Here is a 21,368-nt window from a genome sequence, read left to right on the forward strand (position 1 = left end):
AGGAGTCAATATTTGCCGCAAGCCCCGACCACATCGTCGAACGGAGACGTGGTTTGGTGCAGGATACCCGGAGCCCTGATATCAGAAAAAGGTGTCGTCTGGCTCCGGGAGTCGGCCCATGCTGACCGGCAGGATCTGGTCAAGCGCATTCTGAGCGGAGAGTATTCGAAGCCCTTCGTAATCGACGATGGCGAGACCAGGCGATTGCACTTCAGCCTCAAGCATGCCCAAAGCGAAATGCGGCTCGACGAGCCGTATGCGCTGGTTTATCCGCACACGCAGAAGATGATGACTTTTCTGTTGTTCCTGCCCGAACCGCAGCATGTCGTCATTGTCGGGCTGGGCGGTGGCTCATTGACCAAGTTCTGCTGGCGGCAGCTGACACGCACCTGTGTCACGACCGTCGAAGTCGATCAGAACGTCATCGATTTCGGCGGGCTTTTCGACCTGCCACCCTCGGACGCACGGATGCGTATCGTCCACGCGGATGCTCGCGACTACTTCGCCCAAGCGAACGCCCCCGCCGACGTGATCCTGCTCGATGGCTGCGACAAACTGGGTACTGCACCGGAATTCTGTGACGAACTCTTTTATCAGAATCTGCGTGCGAGCCTGCGGCCGCAGGGCATCCTGGTAACAAACATGGCGGGTCCACGAAGCAGTCAGCATGCCCACCGGCGGCTTATTGCCGATACGTTCGAGGACCGGGTGATCTTGGTCGATGTCCGGTCTTGCTCCAATCGCCTGGCATTCGCCTTCAACGACACCCGAGACTTCCCGAACTGGTGGTGGGCAATACACCGCGCGGACATGCTCGCACAGCAGCACGGCCTCGATTTTCAAACGTTTGCGGAGCTATTGCAGCGCGGGTATCGGAGAAGAAAGTTCCAGCCCAGTAATGGGACGAAGCGGACCGCTCAATGATTCCGCTGTTTTGGAGTGCCGATGGTCTGATCCGATGCGGCCTATGCGCTGTGCAACAGCGCTGCAGGACGGGTGACTGCTTGGAGTGCGTCCACGTTGCCGAGCGCGGGGCGCTATCCGAAGTGCGAAGGATAACTGCCGTATGACTGCTGTGACGCATCGCTTGCCGCAAGTCCCGGAAGCCGATTCGGGCGAAGGTGCCGGTTGGTGCATGATTCCCGGCGTCCTCATAGCAGAACGCGGTGTGGTTTTGCTCAGGGAGCCGCCCCATGCCGACCGAACTGAACTGGTCAAGCGGATCCGCAGCGGCAAATATGCAAAGCCCTTCGTAATCGACGATGGCTTTATGAGGCGCCTGCAATTCAATCTCGAGTTCTTGCAAAGCGAAATGAGTCTTGGCGATCCGTACACGCTGACCTTTCGCTACACCCGGAAGATGATGGCGTTTCTGTTGTTTTTGCCCAATCCCCGTCACATCGTTATTGTGGGATTGGGTGGGGGGTCTCTAACGAAATTCTGTTGCCGGCAATTGCCGCGTACACGCGTTACCACCGTGGAAATCGACGAGGATGTCATCGCGTTTGGAGAGTGGTTCGACTTGCCGCCTCAGAGTGCGCGCATGCGTCTGGTTCATGCGGATGCGCGCGACTATTTTGCCCAAGCCAACGCTGACGCTCCGGCAGATGTGATCCTGATGGACGGTTGTGACGAGCGCGGCACTGCTCCGGAGTTTCGTAGCGCTCTCTTTTATGAAAATCTCCGGTTGCGGTTGCGTCCACGGGGCATTCTGGTCGTTAACATGGCCGGTTCGGTCGAACGGCAACGATCGCATCGGCGACTCATCGAACAAGCTTTCGCGGGCCGCGTGATTGTGGTCGACGTGAATGACTGCGGCAATCGTCTGGCATTTGCCTTTAACGACACATCCGATTTCCCTGATTTGCGGTTGGTGGCAGATCGCGCCGACCGTCTTGAGCATCAGCATGGACTCGACTTCCATGAGTTTGCGCGACTGCTGCTCCGTGGATACCGCAAGAAAAAATTCCAATCCGGTGATGTGACACGCCAAACCGATTGTTGATCCTACTGATTTGGAGCATCTATGGCTGAAGCTTATATAGTCGATGCACTGCGTAGCCCTACCGGCAAGCGGCGGGGTCGTTTGGCCAGTGTCCATGGCGCCGACCTCAGGGCCCATGTGTTGAAGGCGCTGGTGCGACGCAACACGATTCCGGCCGAGGACTACGACGATGTGATGTGGGGCTGTCTGGATACCATCGGGCCACTTGCCGGCGATATCGCCCGGACCTGCTGGCTGGCAGCGGGTCTGTCCCAGCATGTGCCCGGGGTCACCATCGACCGCCAATGTGGCTCGTCCCAGCAGGCCGTGCACTTTGCGGCGCAAGCGGTGATGTCCGGGACCGTCGATGTGGTTGCCGTGGGCGGCGTCCAGACGATGAGCCAGATTCCCATTTCCTCCTCCATGACTTGCGCCAAGGAACTCGGGTTCAGCGATCCGTTCTCTGGTTCAAAAGGCTGGACTGCGCGTTACGGAAACGCCCCGGTGTCGCAGTTCCACGCCGCGGAATTGATTGCAAAAAAGTGGGAGCTTAGCCGCAAGGACATGGAGGCGTTCGCGCTGGAGAGCCATCGGCGCGCCCTGCACGCCATCGACAATGGCTACTTCTCGCGCGAAGTGGTGCCATTTGAAGGGCTGGATATGGACGAAACTCCACGCCGCGACACCAGCCTGGAGAAAATGGCCAAGCTGGAGCCCCTACAACCCGATGGGCGTATTACTGCCGGCATTTCCAGCCAGACCTGCGACGCAGCGTCCGCCATGCTGATCGTCTCCGAGGCGGCTGTGAAGCACTACGGACTGACGCCGCGGGCGCGCATTCATCATATTTCGGTCTATGCCGACGATCCGATATGGATGCTCACCGCGCCGATTCCTGCGACTGCCCGGGCGCTGAAGAAAGCGGGGATGACGTGGGAGGATATTGATTTGGTCGAAATCAACGAGGCATTTGCCTGCGTCGCCATGGCATGGCTGAAGGAGACCGGCTATCCCCACGAAAAGACCAACGTTAATGGCGGGGCCATTGCGCTCGGGCACCCATTGGGTGCGACCGGCACAAAGCTCATGACCACGCTGCTGCACGAGCTGGAGCGTCGTAATGGCCGTTTTGGATTGCAAACCATGTGCGAGGGTGGTGGACAAGCCAACGTGACTATTATCGAGCGTTTGTGGAGATGGTCTGAGTGATTTGCGCTGACTTCGAATTGATACGGGCCAATGAACCGACGGAGGCTCATGAACGACAAGCAAGATAGCAATGCCCCTGGATTGCGGCAGATGATCGGCAGTGTCTTGGCGGCTGCTTTCGGCGTGCAGAGCGGCAAGAACCGCGAGCGCGATTTTAAGCACGGCAAGGCGATTCATTTCATTATTGCTGGGATCGCGTTTGTGATTCTGTTTATCCTGGTGATTGTTGGCGTGGTGAAACTGGTGTTGCGAAATGCAGGGATGTGATCAAAGCCACAAGTCTGGCCGCAACATTGTGGGAATCCTCCATTGAGCAGCGACAACGATAAGGGCATCGCAGCAGGTCATTCCATGGGCGGAAGGAAACCCCATCGCACAAGCCATCCTCCGCGCACATTTCGAGATCAACTTCAGCCGTGGTTGGTGAAGGCCGATTTTCAGAAGCCATTCCTGATGGACGATGGCGTCATCAGAGCTCTGCATTTCAGTCCTCACTTTGTGCAGAGTGAGATGAACATCGAGAATCCGTATGAACTGACCCTTTTCTATACACGGAAGATGATGGCGTTTCTGTTGTTTTGTCCCCGACCGAAGGATATTGTCATTGTGGGTCTCGGGGGAGGGTCGTTGACGAAGTTCTGCTCCCGGCAACTTCCCGGCACGCGCATCACGACGGTGGAAATTGACGAATATGTGATCGCGTTAGGCAGCTATTTCCACATCCCCGAGCAAGATGAACGCATGCGCATCGTTCATGCCGACGCTGCCGACTACTTCGCAACTAATGAGGAGCGCGTCGATGTCATTCTGGTGGATGGTTGCGATGAGCGCGGCATCGCGCCGGCATTCTGCAATCTGGGCTTTTATCAGTGCCTGCGCACTCGGCTGCGCCCCGGTGGCGTGCTGGTGGTCAACCTTGTTGGGGCGATGGACATTGTTTTGGCCAACCAGGGTTTTATTGCGGCAGCTTTCTCGAATCAACTGATCGTCCAGAACGTGAGTTTTGAAGGCAATCGTGTGGCATTTGCCTTCAACGATCCATGGAGCGCGCCGGATTGGACGGCCATCGAGTGCGAGGCGGTGAAACTCCATGAACAACATGGCCTAGAGTTTCCTGCTTTTGTACGAAAGCTGCAGCATAGCTACGAGCACCATGGTGCTCGTAGCTGCAGCCTTCACCGCATTACGGACATGATCACGTAACGCATCACTTCGCGAGAGTCGCTTACTCACCCGGCATCTTGTCGAAGCAGCCGGTGCCACTGCTGCGAATTGAACCGCCTTCGCGGCCGACAAGAAGTACATTCAACCCCTGTTGCCTGGCCAAGGCCAGGCCGTCAGTAAGCCCGAGCACCATAAGAGCCGTGGCGTATGCGTCAGCATCGGTACAAGTGGGTGCCACCACAGTGGCCGAGGCGATGCCGTTGAGCAACGGCGTGCCGCTACGCGGGTCCATCGTGTGCGAAATGCGTTCGCCGTTGACGTCTCTCCAATGCCGGTAGTCGCCTGAGGTCGCGATTGCACCGTCACCGAGTTCGATGACGCTCATTGCTTCTCGGCACTCGAAGGATGGCGCCTCGATCGCGATGGCCCACGCGGCGCCGTCGGGCTTGCGACCCCTAGCCCTCATTTCTCCGTCAATGCCGACAAGCCACGACCCGATCCCATGCCGATCGAGAACTCGGGCAAGCTCGTCAACACCGAAGCCTTTGGCAATGCCGCACAGATCTAGCGACACCGCGACGTGCCGGCGCGCGCGGCAGTTCCGCGCATCGACTTCGAGGACCGCATCAATGGGCAGGCACGGACGCGAGGTCGTCTCAGCCGGTGGGTCCTGTTCGCCGCCGGCTGGCCCGAAGCCCCATGCGCAGACGAGCGCTCCCACTCCGATGTTGAAGGCGTTGTGGGTCTCCCGACCAATTGCAATGGCGCGCGTCAAAACGGCCGCCAGATTGGCCGACACGGACACCCATTGACCCGGCTCGGCGTGGTTGAGGCGCGAGATGTCGGAGTCCGTGCGCCAGTTCGACATTTCAGCATCGACCGCACCGACTGCAGCGCCCAGTTGATCTACGACGGCCGCCAAGTGGCGAGTGGGCGGTACATGGAACTGCGCAGACCAGCGCGTTCCCATAGTCGCTCCGCTCGCTCGGCAGCGCTGCAAGCTACTATCGGGCAGCCACTCAATAGACGTCTTCGACATAGCGCCCCTGCATCTTGAGTTGCGTGACAGAGAACCCGGAGCCGGCAAGGATGCCCTCCCAGGCCTGGGCGACGCTGTCGGCCATCGCGCGCCCCCCGCACACCATGACTTGCGCGCCATGTGCCACCAGTTCGCGCAGGCGTTGCCCATCAGCGACGAGGCGATCCTGGACGTAGACGCGTGGCGACATGCGCGAAAACGCCGTCGATAGCGTGCAGAGCCGGCCTGCGGCGACCAGTTGTTTCAATTCGTCGCCGTAAAGGAAGCCGTCTTCGGCATTGCGTGCGCCAAAGTACAGGTGCATTGGACGAGCCGCGGCATTGTGCCGAATGAAGCCGATCAGGGGGCCGATTCCCGTGCCCGCACCGACCAGGATCACGGCTGCGGCACCGGCGATGGGTCGGAAGTTCTTGTGCGGACGGATGAAAGCCTTGATTGTGGCTCCCGGGGCGAGATCGGCAAGCCAGGGCGAGCAGACCCCTTCGGGTTGGCGGCGCACGCAGATTTCCACCACACCGTCCGACGCGGCACTCGCCAGCGAGTAGTAGCGCGGCGCGGCGCCGCCCGGAGGCAACACGCCCAGCAGATCGCCGGTTTCAAAACGTGGCAGCCTCGAGAGGAAGACATGCATCATTCGTCCTAGGCCTTGCCCGGCGCGCGTCGCCGGCACGAAGCGCAGCACGGCGGTGCGGGTCTGCTGGTCTTGCCCGTAATCGGTGCGCGAGACGAGTTCGAGTTCAGTCGTGGCAGGCAGCATGGGCTTATAGCGGATGTCGAGTGCCAGATGAAGCGTGCCCGCCAGCCACTCAGCCCACTGCCGGAATTCGGGCTCGGACTGCCGGTCGACGGTGCCCGTCTCGCCGAGCGCTTTCAAACCCTGAGCGATCAGTGCTTCATGTACCTTTCGCGCATAGCCGCAGAAGTGCGAAAACTGTCGGTCGCCGAAGCCGAGCACCGCGAAGGCAACCCCGGGGGCCGGAGCTGAACGCGCCAGTCGCGATAGGAACCGGCCTGCGCTCTCCGGCGCAGAGCCATCGCCGTAGGTTGCGGTCAATACCAACAAGCGCCGGATGCCCGGATGCAACGCCGGCAAGTCATTCATTGCCGCCGCATGCGTCCGCAAGCCTGCCCGGGCCAGAGCCGCATGCAGGGCGACTGCAAAGCCCCAGGTCATGTTGCTCTCGCTGCCAACGAGCAGAAGTGTGTCGGCATCGCGTACCGGCACATTATCGGCCACGCGGGGTTGAGTGCGCCGACGCCGCAGCCAGATCATGAAGCCGCTTGCGGCCAGCAGGGGGACGGTGAGGGACGTGGCACCCAATAGCAGGCCCAGCCACCATAGCCCCTCGCCGGTGTGCAGCATCTTGACTGTGTCGTGCAGGCGTTGCCATCCGTCGAACGGCTGCCAGGCGAGCCAGGTTCCGGTTGACGGATCGACGACGCCGGTGCCGTCGTTTGCTTCCACCTCGATCATATCGGATGGATCGCTCTTGTTCGCGAGCTTGACCTGCCGCAGCCGCGACACATCGATTGACCGAAGGGCCGCCATGCGCTCGAGTGCCATTGGAGCGGAGCCGGCGGACTGGACGTCGAAGTAGGGTTGAGCGCCTCCCCCCTCGGGCAGGAGCCCGAACGTCGCGAGCGACATGGCGATGCCCGTCGCAGCCGACAGCACAAGGAACGGGAGCACCGTACGGGCGATCTCATTGTGAAGTCTCTGCAGCGAGGGTCCGCGCACCGGACCGATGAGGCGCAGCCATCCGCCCATGCGATGCGCGAGCAGGGTGAGTCCCGAGAGCGCAATGAACAGCAAGAGTGCTGCCGCAACGCCGACCGTAATACGCCCTCCATCGCCCGACAGCAGCAATTTGCGGTGTAGGTTGCGCAGCCAACGTTGCGTGGCGGAAGGCTGATATGGAGCCAGCACCTCGCCGGTGGCCGGGTCAATGATGGACGCGCGCTGTTCTTCATTAACCAGGTAGTAGGCGACGATCATGCCCGATGGGCGCCGCACAATCGTCTCCACTCCCGGTACTCGCGCAGTGACGTGACCCACAAGCGTCGCCACGTCGAGTGCCTCGGCTGCGGTCTCCATGCGCTCCGCCGCGGGGAACACCGACAGTGCCGCGCCGGCGAGCGCCACCACGAGAAGCAGCAACGTCGCGATCAGCCCCGGAACCGCGTGCAGCGTGCGCAGCATTGCCTGATGCCGTCGATCAGAGCTTGTAGGAAAAAGACTTGACGTAGCCCTTGCCGGCTACCGTCTTGCCTGATCCGGCGGAGGTCAATGGCACCGCAACCTCGGACGGGTTTTCCTTCATATCCTCGACGGCAGTGTCGACGTGAATCTCGAACCCGGCGTCCAGAAGGGCATCGGCCACATCCACCGTAGCTCGCAAGGTACGGCCTGAACCGACGCTTGCGCCGCTAATCCCGTCCACCTTGGCACGTCCGCCGCTGGTTCGATACCAGTCGCGCAGGTGCCGCCAATACTTGGCATTTGGCGCGGCGAGATACAGTGTGCTTTGGTAGGTGCCCTTGGCATCGGTAACGTAGATGGCAACGTAGGCGCCTTCGCCGCCGTAGCTCGTGAGCTGGGCTTCTAGCACGACCGGGCGCGCAGAGGCGATCGGCGGGACTGCGAGTGCGCCGGCGACGATAACTACTGACAAAGCGCGGTTCATCGGTCTTCTCCTGGAGTGGGTGGATTCTGGCTTTGGGCACCGGGGCCCGGAGTCTGATGCTGGTGGTCGCGTCGCCGCTCGCGCTCGCGCTTAATCTTCACGACCTCCAGGGTTGCGGGATTGAGCGTAGCCTTAAAACGGAAGCCGTCCGCGTCCCGGCCCCTGAGTTCATAGCAGCCGTCGTCGATCTTCAGGCGCTCGATCTGCCAGCTGTTTCGCTGTGCCAAGGCATCCACCGCGCCGCGCGGCTGCCAGCTCGCTGGTGGCGCGTCGCAGTCGTCGTCCGCATGGGCCGACACAGCGAGCAGCGTGAGCACCGCGAACAGGGCACTGCGCCCGGTAGACAGGCCGTTCACAACCCCACCTTGTATCAGTCGAAGTGAATGAGAGTGTCGTTGCTTTTTCCGAGCGTCGCGTTGATCTAGGTCAACCGCGAACGCGCTCATTGGCCACTGCGTGGCTGCGGTGGAATCGTCCTACACTCCAACAATTCAAACAAACCCGAGCCTCAAATCTTCACTAAACCTCGTTCAGCCGTGAATCATTCGATCTGGAAACGGCAGTACATGAATTGCTGGCTGGCTCCCGGGGGGGCGGTGCTCTTCGGTGCCGCTTTCGATCAACCGAAAGCGAGGCTCCAGGGCTCGTCGGCACAAGCGCGTAGCATGCGGCCCGCATGGGAACGGATTCTATGGAGCAACTTTCGAAAGATCGATATGCGCCTTGATGACATCGAGATAGTTCGCCGGCTTGACGAGCAGAATGTCCGCGCCGACCTCTTGTGCCACTGTCTCCGCCGTACTGCCCAGCAAGAGCCGGTCCCAACCCCCGCGATAGATCGACCCGAGCACCAGCACATCGATGCGGTTGTCTTTTACGAAGCCTGCTAGTTCCGACGTAGCCTGACCGGCCGGACGATGTCGGCGATCTTCAGGGATACTGTGAGCCGCTGCAAAACTACTGAAGGCCTTGTAGTGGGCGTCGTTGGCTTCTGCGTAGATCGCTTTGGAGCTCGGCCAGGTACTATGACTGTACGATGGAAAGTACGGAAACACCGACACCAAGTCCAAACGGGCATCCAAGTATTCAGCCAAGAGCAACGCGGCATTGATGATGCGCTTGTTGAGGCCGTCCGCATCGACCGGCTCACCCCATACATCGATCGCCGCGGCGACGCGTTTCGGTTTCGGATGCGGGCCCGGGCCAACCAACATCAACTCGCAGGGCAACAGCCGAATCAGCCTCCAGTCCAGCGGCGTGAAAATCGCGCGCCGCAGCGCGGACTCGTGGTGCGCATCCTTCACCACCAGCTGCGCATTGATATGGAGCGTCTTGGCCAGAACCGCTTCAGCCTCATCCGGAGACCACACGACGTCACATTCGATCGCGCTTTCCTTGCCGGCCAGGCTCACGGCCAGGCGTTCCAGCCTTTCCACGCTGTCCCGCATGATGTCGTGGCGCACGTGCGCAGCCACGTCTGCCCCGACCCGCGCTGCCGCCAGAGCGACGGAGGAGTCGTACTCGAAGACACACAGGTGCAAGGTGGCACCGCTTGCCCGAGCCAGTTCCACGGCTCGTTTGAGAGCGGGCGTCACCTCCGCTTTCGAAGGGACAATCACCAAAATCGTTTCGTACCGATTCATCGCGCTACCTCTGCTTATAGCGCCCTCTTACTGGACAATCTTCCAGCTCCCATCCGCCTGGCGGCATGCTGTGCCGTACATCTGCTGCGGCTGGTTTCCCACGTTAGCGTTCATTGTGAATTCGCGGCACGGCCCTTGAGCCGTATCGTAGGTGCGCGTCGGGGTCACGGCGTAGGAGGTGCGGGTGTCCGGGTTAACCCAGGTCGAGGTATTGCCGGTGGGCATATTCTCCATGGCCATCGCGGTGTTGATGCGGTCCTGCTCATCCATGTGCTGGCCAATGCTGGCGCCGATGGCCGTGCCGGCGATTGCACCGAGAATGATGGCAGCAGTCCTGCCACCACCCTTGCCGATGGCGGAGCCGACCGCGGCACCGCTTGCGCCGCCGATCAGGGCGCCGGTCTGCTGGTGGGTGGCACAACCGGCCAAGCCGAAGGATAGAATCACACAGGCGATCCAGCGAGAACTTGAGGTTTTCATCGAACATCCTCACGTGATGGACCGTTTGATTAGGCGCCCAAGGCTGGGACGGGGCATTGATTTGGCTCAATTCGCGACAAGGACTCCCCAAGGCAATCAAGGGCTCCGAGGCTCAACGCGGCTACCATCTGACAGACGGTCATCCGGGTAGAGGATGATTACGTCGCCCTCGCCAACTCCCCCAAGCACCTGCGCGTACTGCGTGCCGCGCTGCCCGATCTCCACTGCGCGTCTGTGGGCGCGCCCATCCTGTACCACGAATATTTGCCAGTCCGGCCCTACCTTGAACAGGCAGCTGTGGGGCAGCCGCAGGGTATCCTCTGAGCGCCAAAGCACGAAGCGGGCCTCCACCCGGTAGGCGTCGCCGAGGTTTGTCCAATCCTGCGCGGGCGAAACCAGGTCGGCGACCACCCGGACCCGTTGCTCCTCGACGCCGAGTGCCGAGATCTTGGTGAAAGCCCATGGCTCCACGGTGCGGACCCTTGCCTGCAGCGGCGCCGGGCCGCCCCAACGCTCCAGGCGTACTTCCATACCCGGCCGGATGCGCACCGCATCGGCCGACAGCACCTCAACCATCACTTCCAGAGAATGCTGGTCTCCAATGGTCAGCACCGGAGTGATCGCCGTGACGGCGCCTTCGTCCTCGCGGTGCACTGTAAGCACCACACCCTCAACCGACGCGGTGACGATGACATGCCCCGATCCGGCGCTGCGTTCACCGCCGGCATAGCGCAATGCTGTTTGAGCGGCCTCCAGCTCGAAGCGGGCCATGCGCACGGAGGCTTGCGCTGCCTCCAGTTCGGCCTTGGTCCGATCCGCTGCGGACTTGATTGTGTCGTAGTCCGAGCTCGAAATGACCGCGCTTTCCAGAAGCGGGCGCGCCCGGACTTCTTCGCGCGCGGCATGCCCGGCCTGCAGATCGGCAGAGCGCCGGTTCATTTCGGCGGCATCGACTGCAGAGCGGGCACGCGAAACGCGCGCCGCGGCCTCGTCGCGCGCGCGTACATCGAGGGCGCCGGGCGGAAGAGGCTCTAGGGCGAACAGCGTCTGCCCTGCCGTCACCCGGTCACCCGCGTGCACCGCAACCCGCTGCATGAAGCCGGCGACAGGTGGCATCACCACATAGCGCTCTCGTACCCGCACGATGCCGTCCTCTTCGGTCGTCACTTCAAGCGGGCCACGAGTGACCTTGACGACATCTACGGGAATACTCGGTGTGCGGTAGGCCCAGGCCAACGCGGCTGCTGCGGCAAGCGCACCAAAGGTAATCAGGAAGTGGTTGCGGGTGAGTTTCACGTTCGGGCTACTCCGCCATCTTTAAGGCCGTGACCAGATCGAGCCGGCCGACGCTGCGCAATATGTACACTGCACAAACTACGGTCGTCCCCGCCACTACCGCGGCCGCCCGCGCGTAGGTCCGCAACCCGATCACCAGAGGGATGCGGTACAGATCGGAGGCCAGCGCCTCCGCCAAGTAGGCGCACAGTGCATGCCCCAGCGCGAGCCCCAAAGGAATGGCTGCCAGCGTGAGCAGTACGATCTCGCCGACCAGCAAGGCGCCCGCCTCACCTTGGGTAAAGCCGAGAACCCGCAGGCTGGCCAGTTCCCGTTCGCGCTCCGACAGCGTCGTGCGCATGCCGTTGTAGATCACCCCGACAGCAATCACCGCGGCGAGCACCAGATTGACGGCGTTGTAGATCAATATGTTCTGGCCCATGGTGTCCTTGAAGCTGTCCAGCGCTACGCGCCGGTTCATGACGCCGGCCACCCGCGGCCGGCCCTTGAGTGCCGCGTACACTTCGTCGAGTGCGCCGGCATCCACCTGCAGGAACGCACCTGATACGGCGTGGCCCTCTTTCAGCCAGGCATTGAGCAACGGCAGCGAGGTATAGGCGGAATAGCCAGTCAGATCGTGCACCAGACCGGCCACGGTCCAATTCCCGGCCGGACGGCTGCCCTGTAGCACCTCTACCTGGACAGCCTGCCCCTGTCTCACGCCGAGAGAGTCCGCAAGGTAGTCGGTCAGCATCAAGCCCCGATCCGGCAGTGCTTGCACGCGGTAGTCGCTGGAGAGCAAACGCAGAAGCGAGCCATCCGCCGCGAGCCCCTGCACGGCAAGGCGCTCGCTGCGATGTTCCGAGCGCAGCCGCACCGGCACGGCCCGGATCGGCTCTACCGCGCGCACGCCCGGGAGGTGCGCCAGCTCATGCATGCTGGACTCCGGCATCACGTCCGTGAAGGTCACGGTCAGATCGGCGCGTAGTGCCTGGCGAAACTGCACGTCGAGGATGGCGTTGATCGCATCCTCCATGAAGCCGCCGATCATCAGGATGGCGCATGCCATGGCGATTCCGGTGGCGGTCAGGCCGCTCTTCATCGGACGCCGCAGGATGTTGCGAAGAATCATGCGCACGGAGGCCGATAACAGGCGCCGCACCGCGCTCCAGTCGAGTACCGTACGCCGGTAGGCTGGCTGGGCCTGTGGGCGCATGCCCACCGCCGGCGGCAGCGCGGCCGCTCGCAGCACCGCAAACAGGGTCCCGCCAAACGCAGCCGCGCCGCTGACCAGTACGGCGGCTGCACCGACGGCGGGCTCGAACCGGAAACGCAGGAATGGATAGCGGAAGAAATGGCTGTACATGGAGGCCAGGCCGCTGCCCAACTCCGCACCCGCCCAGAGTCCCAACACCGCGCCAACGAGCACCACCAGAGCTACCAGTTGCAGGTAGTGGCGGGCAACCCGCCAGGTGCCATAGCCGAATGCCTTGAGGATCGCGATCTGGGTCCGTTCGTGCGCCAGCAGCCGCGACAGCACCAGGTTCAGCAGAAACGCCGCCACGCCAAGGAAGATCAGCGGCACCACGCGCGCCTGTGTATCGAGCTGGCGCAGCTCGTCGGAAAGGTAACGATGCGAGGTCTGGTCCGGGCGGAGGATGGCGCCCGCGCTGCCCCAGCGGCCAAGCATTCCGTCGAGTGTGTCGACCACTTGCTGAGGCACCGTTCCCAGCTCCAGCCTCAGCACGGCATCATTGAAGGCGCCCTGCATGCCCTGCGCGGCTTCCACCGCCTTGCGCGGCATCCACAGCACGCCGTAACGCTTGAAATCCGGCATCACGTCGCCCGGACGGATCAGGTACACGAACTCCGGCGATAGCGCTATGCCGGTCACGACCAATGTTTTTCGGCGCCCATTGATGGTCGCGGTGAGCGGATCGCCCGGGCGCAGCTGGTGCGCTTCGGCGAAAGCCTCGTTCACCGCCGTTTCCCGCTCATCTTCCGGCAGCCGTCCGGCCCGCAGATAAAGGCGATTGAGTCCCGCCGCTTCTGGCAGCGACAGCACCAGCGCGCTCACCGGGTCGGTGAGGTCCGGCATGTCCAGCAAAGCCGCGGCGGCGACGCGGGTATCGACCTGCGCCACCCCCGGAACCTCGCGCATCTGCTGGGCAACGGCTTCCGGCGCACGCTTCAACGAAACGAATACGTCGGCGAAACGGCTGTCGCGGTAGAACGTCTCCTGGGTCAGCCGCAGGGAGTCGACGGTGGTGCGGCTGAGAACGAAGGTGGCAACGCCGCTGGCCATCACCAGACTGATAGCCAACAGTTGCCCGCGCAGCCGCCAGGCGTCGCGCAGCAGCTTTCGGTCGAGCGCGCGCATCTACCACTCCAGCCCGGCGGCCGGACGCCGCTGCGGATTGCGGCGTTCCTCCACGATTCTGCCGTCGGACATCCGCAGCACGCGGTCGGCCATGTCGGCGATCACGGCATTGTGGGTGATGATCACTGTCAGCGTGCCGAGAGCCTGGTTCACCTGCTCCAGCGCCTGCAGCACCAGCACGCCGGTGCGCGAGTCAAGCGCGCCGGTAGGCTCGTCGCACAGCAGCAGATCGGGATTCTTGGCGATGGCGCGCGCGATGGCAACGCGCTGCTGCTCGCCGCCCGATAGCTGCGCCGGGAAATGATCCATCCGTCCGGCCAAGCCGACTAATCCAAGCGCCTTTTCGACCGCCATGGGATGCTCGGCGATTTCGGTGACGACCTCCACGTTCTCGCGCGCGGTCAGGCTGGCCAGGAGGTTGTAGAACTGGAACACGAAGCCGACGTGCTCCCGGCGGTAGACAGTGAGCTGCCGTTCCGAAGCCGCGGTCAGGTCGTGCTCCAGGTAATGCACCGTGCCGCCGGTGACCGTTTCCAGGCCGCCGAGAATGTTGAGCAAGGTCGACTTGCCGCTGCCGGACGCTCCCAGGATGACCACCAGTTCTCCCGCCGACAAGTCCAGGTCGATGCCGCGCAGGGCCTGAACAGCCGTCGCGCCGCTGCCGTATGACTTGGTGAGGCCGCGCGCGCTCAGGACCACCCTTGTGAGCGCTGCTTGCGCATTGCTGCCGGGGACGGCGCGCTGCGCGTTGTCAACGGCCATTTCCGGACTCCACCGCCGCCTGGCCAAAGAATCTCTGTTCGGCCAGATTGATCAGCAGGGCCAGTGCGGTGGGGCCGATGAAGATGCCGGCGACACCGAAGGCAAGCACGCCTCCGACCACACCCATGAACGTGAGCACGAACGGCAGGTGGCTGGAGCGGCTGATCAGGAAAGGCTTGATGACGTTGTCGACCGAGCTGATGCCGAAGAAGCCATACAGGCCCATGAACACCGCCCAGCCGCTGTCTCCTTGGCGCAGCAGCCACAATGCGGCACCACCCCAGATCAGCGGCGGACCGATAGGCGCCATCGACAGCACAAAGGTTGCAGCGGAGAGCAACGCCGGGTTCGGAACGCCGGCGATGGCGAAGCCGGCGTACGCGACCATGGCCTGCGCCAGTGCCGTTCCGACGACGCTGAACATCACGCCTGCGATGGTGCGCTGCGCCGTATCCAGCAGCGCCAGCGCGTCGTCGCCGCCAAGGCGGTGCGCCAACGAGCGCAGGCGGAGGGCGAGACGATCGCCGTCGCGGTACAGGAAAAACAGCAGTACCGCGGCGAGCAGCACCTGGCCGACACCCCGGCCCAAGGCGCGACCGGTCGCCAGTGCCGCCCGCCGCACCGGCTCCTCCAGGCTGGAGAGTAACTCGGTCATACGGTCGCCGCTGGAGCTGAGGTCGCGCAGCCATTCGCCAATCGTAGGGCCGACCAGCGGCACGGCGGTCAGCCAGCGCGGCGGTTCGCCCAGCCCTGCCGTCTGCCACTCCTGAATCAGGCGGGCCAGCCAGGTGGCGGCATCACCCAGGGACAGCACCAGCAGTAGCGATGGCACCATCACCGCCACGGCGACGATGATGCAGGCTACGGTGCCGGCCAGGCTGCGATGTCCACCTAGCCCGCGCAGCAGCCACGAGTACGCCGGCCAAGTGGTCACGGCGATGGCCAGCGCGAACAGGATTGCTGCTACGAAGGGCTCCAGTACGCTCCATCCCGCGTAGAGCAGCGCGAGCAACAGGGTCAGACGAATCAAGTGCTCGAATCGTGAGGGGATCATTTGACTCGTCTGGGGCTCGAGTGCTTGCGGATCGTTCATATGCCGCCCAGAAGGAATCAGGGGTTACGCGGCGCGCTGTCGGCACTGGAACGAGCCGAGCGCCGCCCGGCCAATGGTGAGAGCCACGGTTTGCTGGCTTCAAGGCCATATAGCAGAACGGCGCTTGCCCCTCCGCCGAGGAGCAGGTCATCCCAGTGAAGCATTCCGAAGCCAAACAGATGCCGCAATGACGGGATGTAGAGGACGGCCGCCAGCAACACCACCAGTATCGCCAGTCCGCGCCAGAGCGATGCGTTGGGGCGACGCACCGCTTCGATCAGGGGCGTGCTGAAGCTGCGGTTGATGAAGATCAGGATCACAAAGGAAAATACCAGCGAGATGAAGGTGATGACCCGGACGTCGTCCTCCGGCAGGCCCGCATGGATCAAGGCTGTGTGGAAGCCGAATACCAGAACCAGAACAAGCAGACCTTGCAGCAGGCTCCAGGCGATCAGCCTTCCCGAAAGCAGCGGCTCGCCCGGAGATCTCGGCGGCCGGCTCATGACATCGGCCTCCTCCGGCTCGGCCTCGAATACGATCGAGCACACCGGGTCGATGATGAACTCCAGGAAGGCAATATGCAGCGGTCCGAGCACCACGGGCCAGCCCAGCAGCAGCGGGAGCAGCGCCAGGCCGGCGATAGGTACATGCACCGCCAGAATGTAGGCCATCGCCTTGCGAATGTTGTCGTAGATGCGTCGCCCCAGCCGCATCGCCTGCACGATGGAGCCGAACTCGTCGTCCAGCAGCACCATCGCTGCGGCCTCCCGCGCCACATCGGTGCCGCGACCGCCCATGGCGATGCCGATGTGCGCCGCCCGGAGCGAAGGCGCGTCGTTGACGCCATCGCCGGTCATGGCGACGACTTCACCCGAGCGCTTCAGTGCTTCGACGATGCGCAGCTTGTGCTTGGGCATCACCCGGGCACAGACGGTGACCTGTTTCATCCGTTCACCGAGCTGTACATCATCGAGGCCGTCAATGTCGGCGCCGGTCAGCATGGCGCCCGCCCCGTCGAGGCCGGCCTGCGCCGAGATGGCCCTTGCCGTTGCCGGATAATCCCCGGTGACCATCACCACGCGGATGCCGGCTGCCCTGCAGTCCTTGATCGCTTGGGGCACCGTCGGCCGCACCGGGTCTGCCAAGCCGACCAATCCGAGAAAACGATGCGAGAAGTCATGCTGCGATTCCGGCCACTGCTCGCCATCGAAGCTGGCCTCCGCCACAGCGATGACGCGCAGCCCGCGGCCAGCCATATCTTCCAAGCTGGCCCGCAGCCGGACTCTCTCGGCCTCATCTATCCCGCACAAGTCGGCTACAGCTTCGGGCGCCCCCTTCGTCGCGACGATGCAGCGGGATTCGCCAGTTCGCTTCCACACTTGCGACATCGCGAGCAGATCAGGCGACAGCGGATATTCGTGCACGAGATGACCCACCGCGACGGGGCCGGCCAACTCAACTATGGCCTTGTCCATCGGGTCGGTCGGCTGCGCCGCGCAAGCCATGGCCCCGCGGCGCGCGAGCTGCTCGAAGGCCGCCGGCAGCGCCTGACCGTTTGCAATAACGCAGCTCGCATCGCCGACGCGCAGCTCGGCGACCAACATCCGGTTCAGCGTGAGCGTGCCGGTCTTGTCGGCGCACAGGACTGTCGCCGCGCCCAGGGCCTCGATGCTCGCAGCACGCCGCGACAACACCTGTCGCTCGGCGATGCGGCGTGCGCCGAGGGCCAGAAACACCGTCAGGACCAGGGGAACCTCTTCCGGCAGAAGCGACATCGCCAGCGCGGTCCCGGCCAGGATGCCTTGCAGCCAGGCCCCCTTGGCAAGGCCGTAGAGCAGGACCACAGCGGCGCTGACACCCATGCCGGTCGCCGCGAGTATCCGCACCAGCTTGCGCAACTGGCTCGAAAGTGGCGTGGCTTCCTCCCTGACCTGGCTCAGCAGCACGCCGATCTTTCCGATCTCGCTGCGCAGGCCCGTGGCGCGAACCTCAGCGAGACCCCGGCCGCGGACGACGAGCGAACCGGAGAAGACGTAAGGCAGGCCGTCACCGCCGGGACGCGGCGCTTCGGTCAGTTGCCGGGCGGCGCCCTTGCTCACAGGAACCGACTCCCCGGTCAACAGCGATTCGTCAGCGGCCAGGTCCAGCGCCGATATCACCATGGCATCCGCAGGTACGCGATCACCTTCTTCCAGGATGACAAGATCGCCCCGGACCACGTCGCGGCCGGCGATGCGCTGTTGTCGGCCATCGCGGATGACCAGGGCGCGCGGACTGCTCAGGTCGCGCAGGGCTTCGAGCGCACGCTCGGTACGGCTCTGCTGCACGATCGTGATGACCACCGACATGGTGGCGAAGACCACCAGCAGCAGCGCTTCTCCCAGATCGCCGAGCGCGAGGTAGACCAGTCCGGCCGCGATCAGCAGGCTGAACATCGGCTCGCGGAATACTTCGACCACCACCTTCAATAACGAACGCCTCTGCTGGCGCGGCAGCTCGTTGTAGCCGTCCTCGCGAAGGCGTTCCTCCGCCTCTTCGGCGCTCAGCCCTCCAAGGCTGCGCGGCTTTGGTTCGGCCGCACCAGAAGCGGAGGATGTTGGCGCGCCGGGAACAGACATGGCTCAGGCGCTGCCGGGGCGATCCCGCCCACCCGCCACCTTAGGCGTGGCTGCCTTGCGGCCCGTGACCATGGCGCGCGGCAGGTTCTCGCGGTGCACGACACTGCCGGCCAGCACACCCAACAGATGCAGCACCACCAAGCCCAGGCTGAGGTTGGCGAAGAGTTCGTGTGGCTCTGAGTAGGCACTCTCGCGCTCCTTCTCTTCTTCGGTCTCACCTTTGGCGGGCAGCCTTTCGACGGGGCCTACTTGGGGAGCCACCGACTGGGTGGCCGGATGACCAAGCCATGCCGCCAGAGGCCCCTCGTTGTCAGCATCCGCCTCCACCATGAGTCCGGTGAATACGGTGCTGGCCAGGCAAATAAGCAGCGCGACAATCATCGCCCCACCGGCGGGGTTGTGGCCGATGTAGTGTGCCGGTTTGCCCTTGGCCAGGTCGCGCAGGTAGCCGAAGACGGCGCCAGGGCCGCGCACGAAGTCGCTGAATCGCGCGTAGCGCGTGCCGACGAAACCCCAGATGGTCCGGGCCACGACATAAGCCCCCACCCAATAGCCGGCGGCGACGTGCACCTCTTCCAGTTCCTCCGCCGTGACATAGGCAACGAGGAAGGCCAACGCCAAGGTCCAGTGCCCGATCCGGACTAAGGGATCCCAAACACGAATTTCGTCTTGCATGGCCGCGCCTCCGCGGAGAATCAGGCTCGCAGCTTCTCAGGCAAGGCACTGCAACAGCATTGATTTGGGTCAACCAGTGCTGCCGGCGATGCGTTTCAATTCCGGCCTGCCCGCTCTCCAGCTGGCCTTCTGCGGCACTGGTGTCCTGACCACCTATGACATGGATCATATCGGGCGCCGCAGCGCCACTGCATCCTGTAGCGGCTGTTATTAGACGCCAGCTGTTTGCGGCGCAAAACATGCCGGTACTGGAGCCCGCCAGCGCCTATGCCCATTAGTTTCAAGAGGAGATTTTGAATGAACCGTTCTATAGCTTCGCTGTTCCAGCGCCGCTCCGTTGCCTGCGCCGCCACTGCGCTTGGCGCAGCGCTCGCCTCCGGCTTGGCCCATGCCGACTTCGCAACCACTGACACCACCTTCGGCCCCGGCGCCGTCCCTGGCTACGTCGTCGTCGATCTGGGCACCACTGGTGACCAGGGCAACGACGTCACCACCGGCGCGAACGATCGCCTCTACGCGCTGGGCCAGTCCTGCAACGATACGCCCGCCAACTGCCAGAACGGCACCACCATGGCGACACGAACCCCGGTCGTCACGCGCTTCTCGAGCAACGGCATCCTGGACACCACCTTCGGCACCGGCGGCAAGCTGACGCTCAGCGGCAGCGGCGGCTTCAACAGTCTGGACGTCGATGATCTCAACGGGCTGATCTATGTGCTAATCAACGACTGCTCGGTCAGCTGCACCGCCAAGGTCACGCGCTACAAAGCCAGCGACGGTACGGTCGATGCCACCTACGGCACGGCCGGCACGGCCACCATCATTACCCAGCACAACAATCCGCAGACCCAGTCCGTACACCTCCAGGACGACGGCAAGCTGCTGGTGCTGGTCGATGACGAAACCGTCACCGGCGGCAGCACCAGCGCCGCCGACACGTTCATCGAACGGCTGACCAGCGGCGGTGTGGTCGACGCCACCTTCGGCACGGCCGGCATCACGCACCTTGCGTTCGGCTGCGGCCGCGGCGACAGCATTTATCTCGGCTTGACCGGGGCGATCTACGTCACCGGCCGCAACCAGGCGAGTTGCAACGGCACCACCGTGGCGCAGGTCAGCAAGCTGACTTCCGGCGGCACCCTCGACGCCACCTTCGGCAGCGGCGGCTCGGTGACCAACAACTTCGGGGCCAGCGGCAACAACCAGGGCTTCGCTGCACAGGAGCAGGCAGGCGGCAAGCTGGCCTACGCCTTCGGCGCCGGCGGCAGCGGCAGCGGCAGCGGCTTCATCGCGCATGTAGTCCGCCTCAACAGCGATGGCACGCAGGACAACACCTTTACCCCGGCCACCGCGACCTATTCGCCGCTGACGCAGTTCATGCAGGACGGCGGTGTCGCTTTCCAGACCACCGGCAAGATCGTGTTCAGCGGCACCTATGCCACCACCGCGTCGAACAACGACCAGGCGCTGACCCGTGTGGCCGGAGATCCTCTGTTCAGCCACCCTGCCCGCTTCACCGGTAGCTCGAGCGGCTCCTCGTCGAGCAGTTCCAGCTCTTCTTCCTCGTCGGGTAGTGGTTCGTCGAGCAGTTCGTCCAGCAGTTCCTCCGGCGGAAGCTCCTCCTCGGGTAGCTCGTCGGGCGGCGGGTCCTCCGGAGGCTCGTCCGGGGGCGGCGCGGCGGCGCCGTGGCTTTTGGGAGTGCTGGCGATGGCCGGCGTCCTGCGTCGACAGCGCCGCGGCTGACGGAAGCAACGGATGTCCATGGCAAAGGGCGGCCCGCGGGCCGCCCTTTGATCGAACGGAGGGAAACGACGGAACGGGCGCGGATTCCCGGCGCTTGATTTAGCCCAATGCCGGTTTGCGCCGCTGCTTTCCACTGCGGCGATCGGCCGGGGAGGCGAAAATGCAGCGGAGTCCCCAAGCGCAGTCCAGCGCCGCGGCAGGCCGGGTCAGCACGTGGAGCGCAGGCTGATGCCGGCGGTGCGAGGCGGCGCGCCTCGGCTGGGGGGTCGATATCGGGCCGCGAGCGTGCGCTATGGTCTTCGGCGCCGCTTGGCTGGTCCTGGCGTGGCGGCCGCTGTACCCGCAGGACTGGGCCTTGGAGAACTTGCTGTCCCTAGCCATAGCCTGGTGGCTGGTGCGGCGTCATCGCTGCGCACCGCTGTCCGATCTGTCGTTTGTCCTGCTGCTGTTCGACGTGGCCCATAAGCTAGGCGCGCATTTCACATGTGCCGAGGTACCTTACGACACTTGGAGCCGCCGTTTTCTCGGTTTCTCGCACAACGCATACGATCGCTTGGTACATTTTTCCTTCGGCCTGCTCTGCTTCCGGCCGATGCGGGAAGCCCTCGCCAGCGTGCTG

19 protein-coding genes are annotated in these 21,368 nt (G+C 63.5%); 7 read left to right on the forward strand and 12 right to left on the reverse strand.

The window, feature by feature from the left end:
• Window positions 1-12 precede the first annotated feature (12 nt).
• The 5 genes from BP26_RS0116020 to BP26_RS26790 all read left to right on the forward strand — a co-directional run bounded on the left by BP26_RS0116020 (window position 13) and on the right by BP26_RS26790 (window position 4,396).
• Window positions 13-924 (forward strand): spermine/spermidine synthase domain-containing protein, encoded by a 912-nt coding sequence (locus BP26_RS0116020; RefSeq protein ID WP_169740725.1) that lies wholly within the window; start codon window positions 13-15, stop codon window positions 922-924.
• 142 nt (window positions 925-1,066) lie between these two features.
• Entirely contained in the window at window positions 1,067-2,005 is a 939-nt protein-coding gene (locus BP26_RS0116025; RefSeq protein ID WP_051749053.1) for a spermine/spermidine synthase domain-containing protein, read from the forward strand.
• Window positions 2,006-2,026: 21 nt separating this feature from the next.
• Entirely contained in the window at window positions 2,027-3,193 is a 1,167-nt protein-coding gene (locus tag BP26_RS0116030; RefSeq protein ID WP_029921584.1) for an acetyl-CoA C-acetyltransferase, read from the forward strand.
• Window positions 3,194-3,241: 48 nt separating this feature from the next.
• Window positions 3,242-3,460: a DUF2970 domain-containing protein gene (locus BP26_RS0116035; RefSeq protein ID WP_029921585.1), complete on the forward strand. Its 219-nt coding sequence runs from the start codon at window positions 3,242-3,244 to the stop codon at window positions 3,458-3,460.
• 42 nt (window positions 3,461-3,502) lie between these two features.
• Entirely contained in the window at window positions 3,503-4,396 is an 894-nt protein-coding gene (locus BP26_RS26790; RefSeq protein ID WP_084183142.1) for a spermine/spermidine synthase domain-containing protein, read from the forward strand.
• 22 nt (window positions 4,397-4,418) lie between these two features.
• Here the strand turns inward: BP26_RS26790 and BP26_RS0116045 are convergent, their stop codons facing one another.
• The 12 genes from BP26_RS0116045 to BP26_RS0116100 all read right to left on the reverse strand — a co-directional run bounded on the left by BP26_RS0116045 (window position 4,419) and on the right by BP26_RS0116100 (window position 19,006).
• Window positions 4,419-5,396, reverse strand: a complete 978-nt coding sequence (locus BP26_RS0116045) for an FAD:protein FMN transferase (RefSeq protein ID WP_029921587.1) — start codon at window positions 5,394-5,396, stop codon at window positions 4,419-4,421.
• A complete protein-coding gene (locus BP26_RS0116050; protein WP_029921588.1) occupies window positions 5,377-7,596 on the reverse strand; it encodes a PepSY domain-containing protein in 2,220 nt (739 codons plus the stop codon). Before BP26_RS0116050 ends, BP26_RS0116045 begins: the two co-directional genes overlap by 20 nt.
• A 16-nt stretch (window positions 7,597-7,612) precedes the next feature.
• Window positions 7,613-8,080, reverse strand: coding sequence for a DUF2271 domain-containing protein (locus BP26_RS0116055; protein ID WP_029921589.1), 468 nt, complete (start codon window positions 8,078-8,080; stop codon window positions 7,613-7,615).
• Window positions 8,077-8,526, reverse strand: coding sequence for a PepSY domain-containing protein (locus BP26_RS28710; protein ID WP_084183143.1), 450 nt, complete (start codon window positions 8,524-8,526; stop codon window positions 8,077-8,079). Before BP26_RS28710 ends, BP26_RS0116055 begins: the two co-directional genes overlap by 4 nt.
• A gap of 243 nt (window positions 8,527-8,769) precedes the next feature.
• Entirely contained in the window at window positions 8,770-9,723 is a 954-nt protein-coding gene (locus BP26_RS0116065) for a universal stress protein (RefSeq protein WP_029921591.1), read from the reverse strand.
• A gap of 27 nt (window positions 9,724-9,750) precedes the next feature.
• The gene (locus BP26_RS0116070; protein WP_051749055.1) at window positions 9,751-10,203 is read right to left on the reverse strand and encodes an RT0821/Lpp0805 family surface protein; all 453 of its coding nucleotides are present in this window, start codon (window positions 10,201-10,203) and stop codon (window positions 9,751-9,753) included.
• Between the two features lie 96 nt (window positions 10,204-10,299).
• Window positions 10,300-11,499, reverse strand: coding sequence for an efflux RND transporter periplasmic adaptor subunit (locus BP26_RS0116075; protein WP_051749056.1), 1,200 nt, complete (start codon window positions 11,497-11,499; stop codon window positions 10,300-10,302).
• A gap of 7 nt (window positions 11,500-11,506) precedes the next feature.
• On the reverse strand, window positions 11,507-13,858 hold the full coding sequence (locus BP26_RS0116080; protein ID WP_029921594.1) for an ABC transporter permease: 2,352 nt from the start codon (window positions 13,856-13,858) through the stop codon (window positions 11,507-11,509).
• Window positions 13,859-14,620 carry an ABC transporter ATP-binding protein gene (locus BP26_RS0116085; RefSeq protein WP_084183144.1) on the reverse strand — a complete coding sequence of 254 codons (762 nt, stop codon included), beginning with the start codon at window positions 14,618-14,620 and terminating at the stop codon, window positions 13,859-13,861. It lies immediately after the preceding gene.
• Window positions 14,610-15,674, reverse strand: a complete 1,065-nt coding sequence (locus BP26_RS0116090) for an AI-2E family transporter (protein ID WP_029921596.1) — start codon at window positions 15,672-15,674, stop codon at window positions 14,610-14,612. Before BP26_RS0116090 ends, BP26_RS0116085 begins: the two co-directional genes overlap by 11 nt.
• 56 nt (window positions 15,675-15,730) lie before the next feature.
• Window positions 15,731-18,331, reverse strand: coding sequence for a cation-translocating P-type ATPase (locus BP26_RS0116095; protein WP_084183146.1), 2,601 nt, complete (start codon window positions 18,329-18,331; stop codon window positions 15,731-15,733).
• 3 nt (window positions 18,332-18,334) lie between these two features.
• Window positions 18,335-19,006: a cytochrome b/b6 domain-containing protein gene (locus tag BP26_RS0116100; protein WP_084183147.1), complete on the reverse strand. Its 672-nt coding sequence runs from the start codon at window positions 19,004-19,006 to the stop codon at window positions 18,335-18,337.
• Window positions 19,007-19,303: 297 nt separating this feature from the next.
• On the opposite strand from BP26_RS0116100, the gene BP26_RS0116105 reads away from it, so the two are divergent.
• Complete coding sequence (locus BP26_RS0116105; protein ID WP_029921599.1) at window positions 19,304-20,749, forward strand: NHL repeat-containing protein; 1,446 nt, start codon at window positions 19,304-19,306, stop codon at window positions 20,747-20,749.
• Window positions 20,750-21,041: 292 nt separating this feature from the next.
• Window positions 21,042-21,368 (forward strand): DUF2238 domain-containing protein (locus BP26_RS0116110; protein ID WP_029921600.1); only part of this gene is annotated, 327 nt, incomplete at its 3' end.

Origin of the sequence: Nevskia soli DSM 19509, assembly GCF_000711955.1 — a bacterium.
GTDB lineage: Bacteria > Pseudomonadota > Gammaproteobacteria > Nevskiales > Nevskiaceae > Nevskia > Nevskia soli.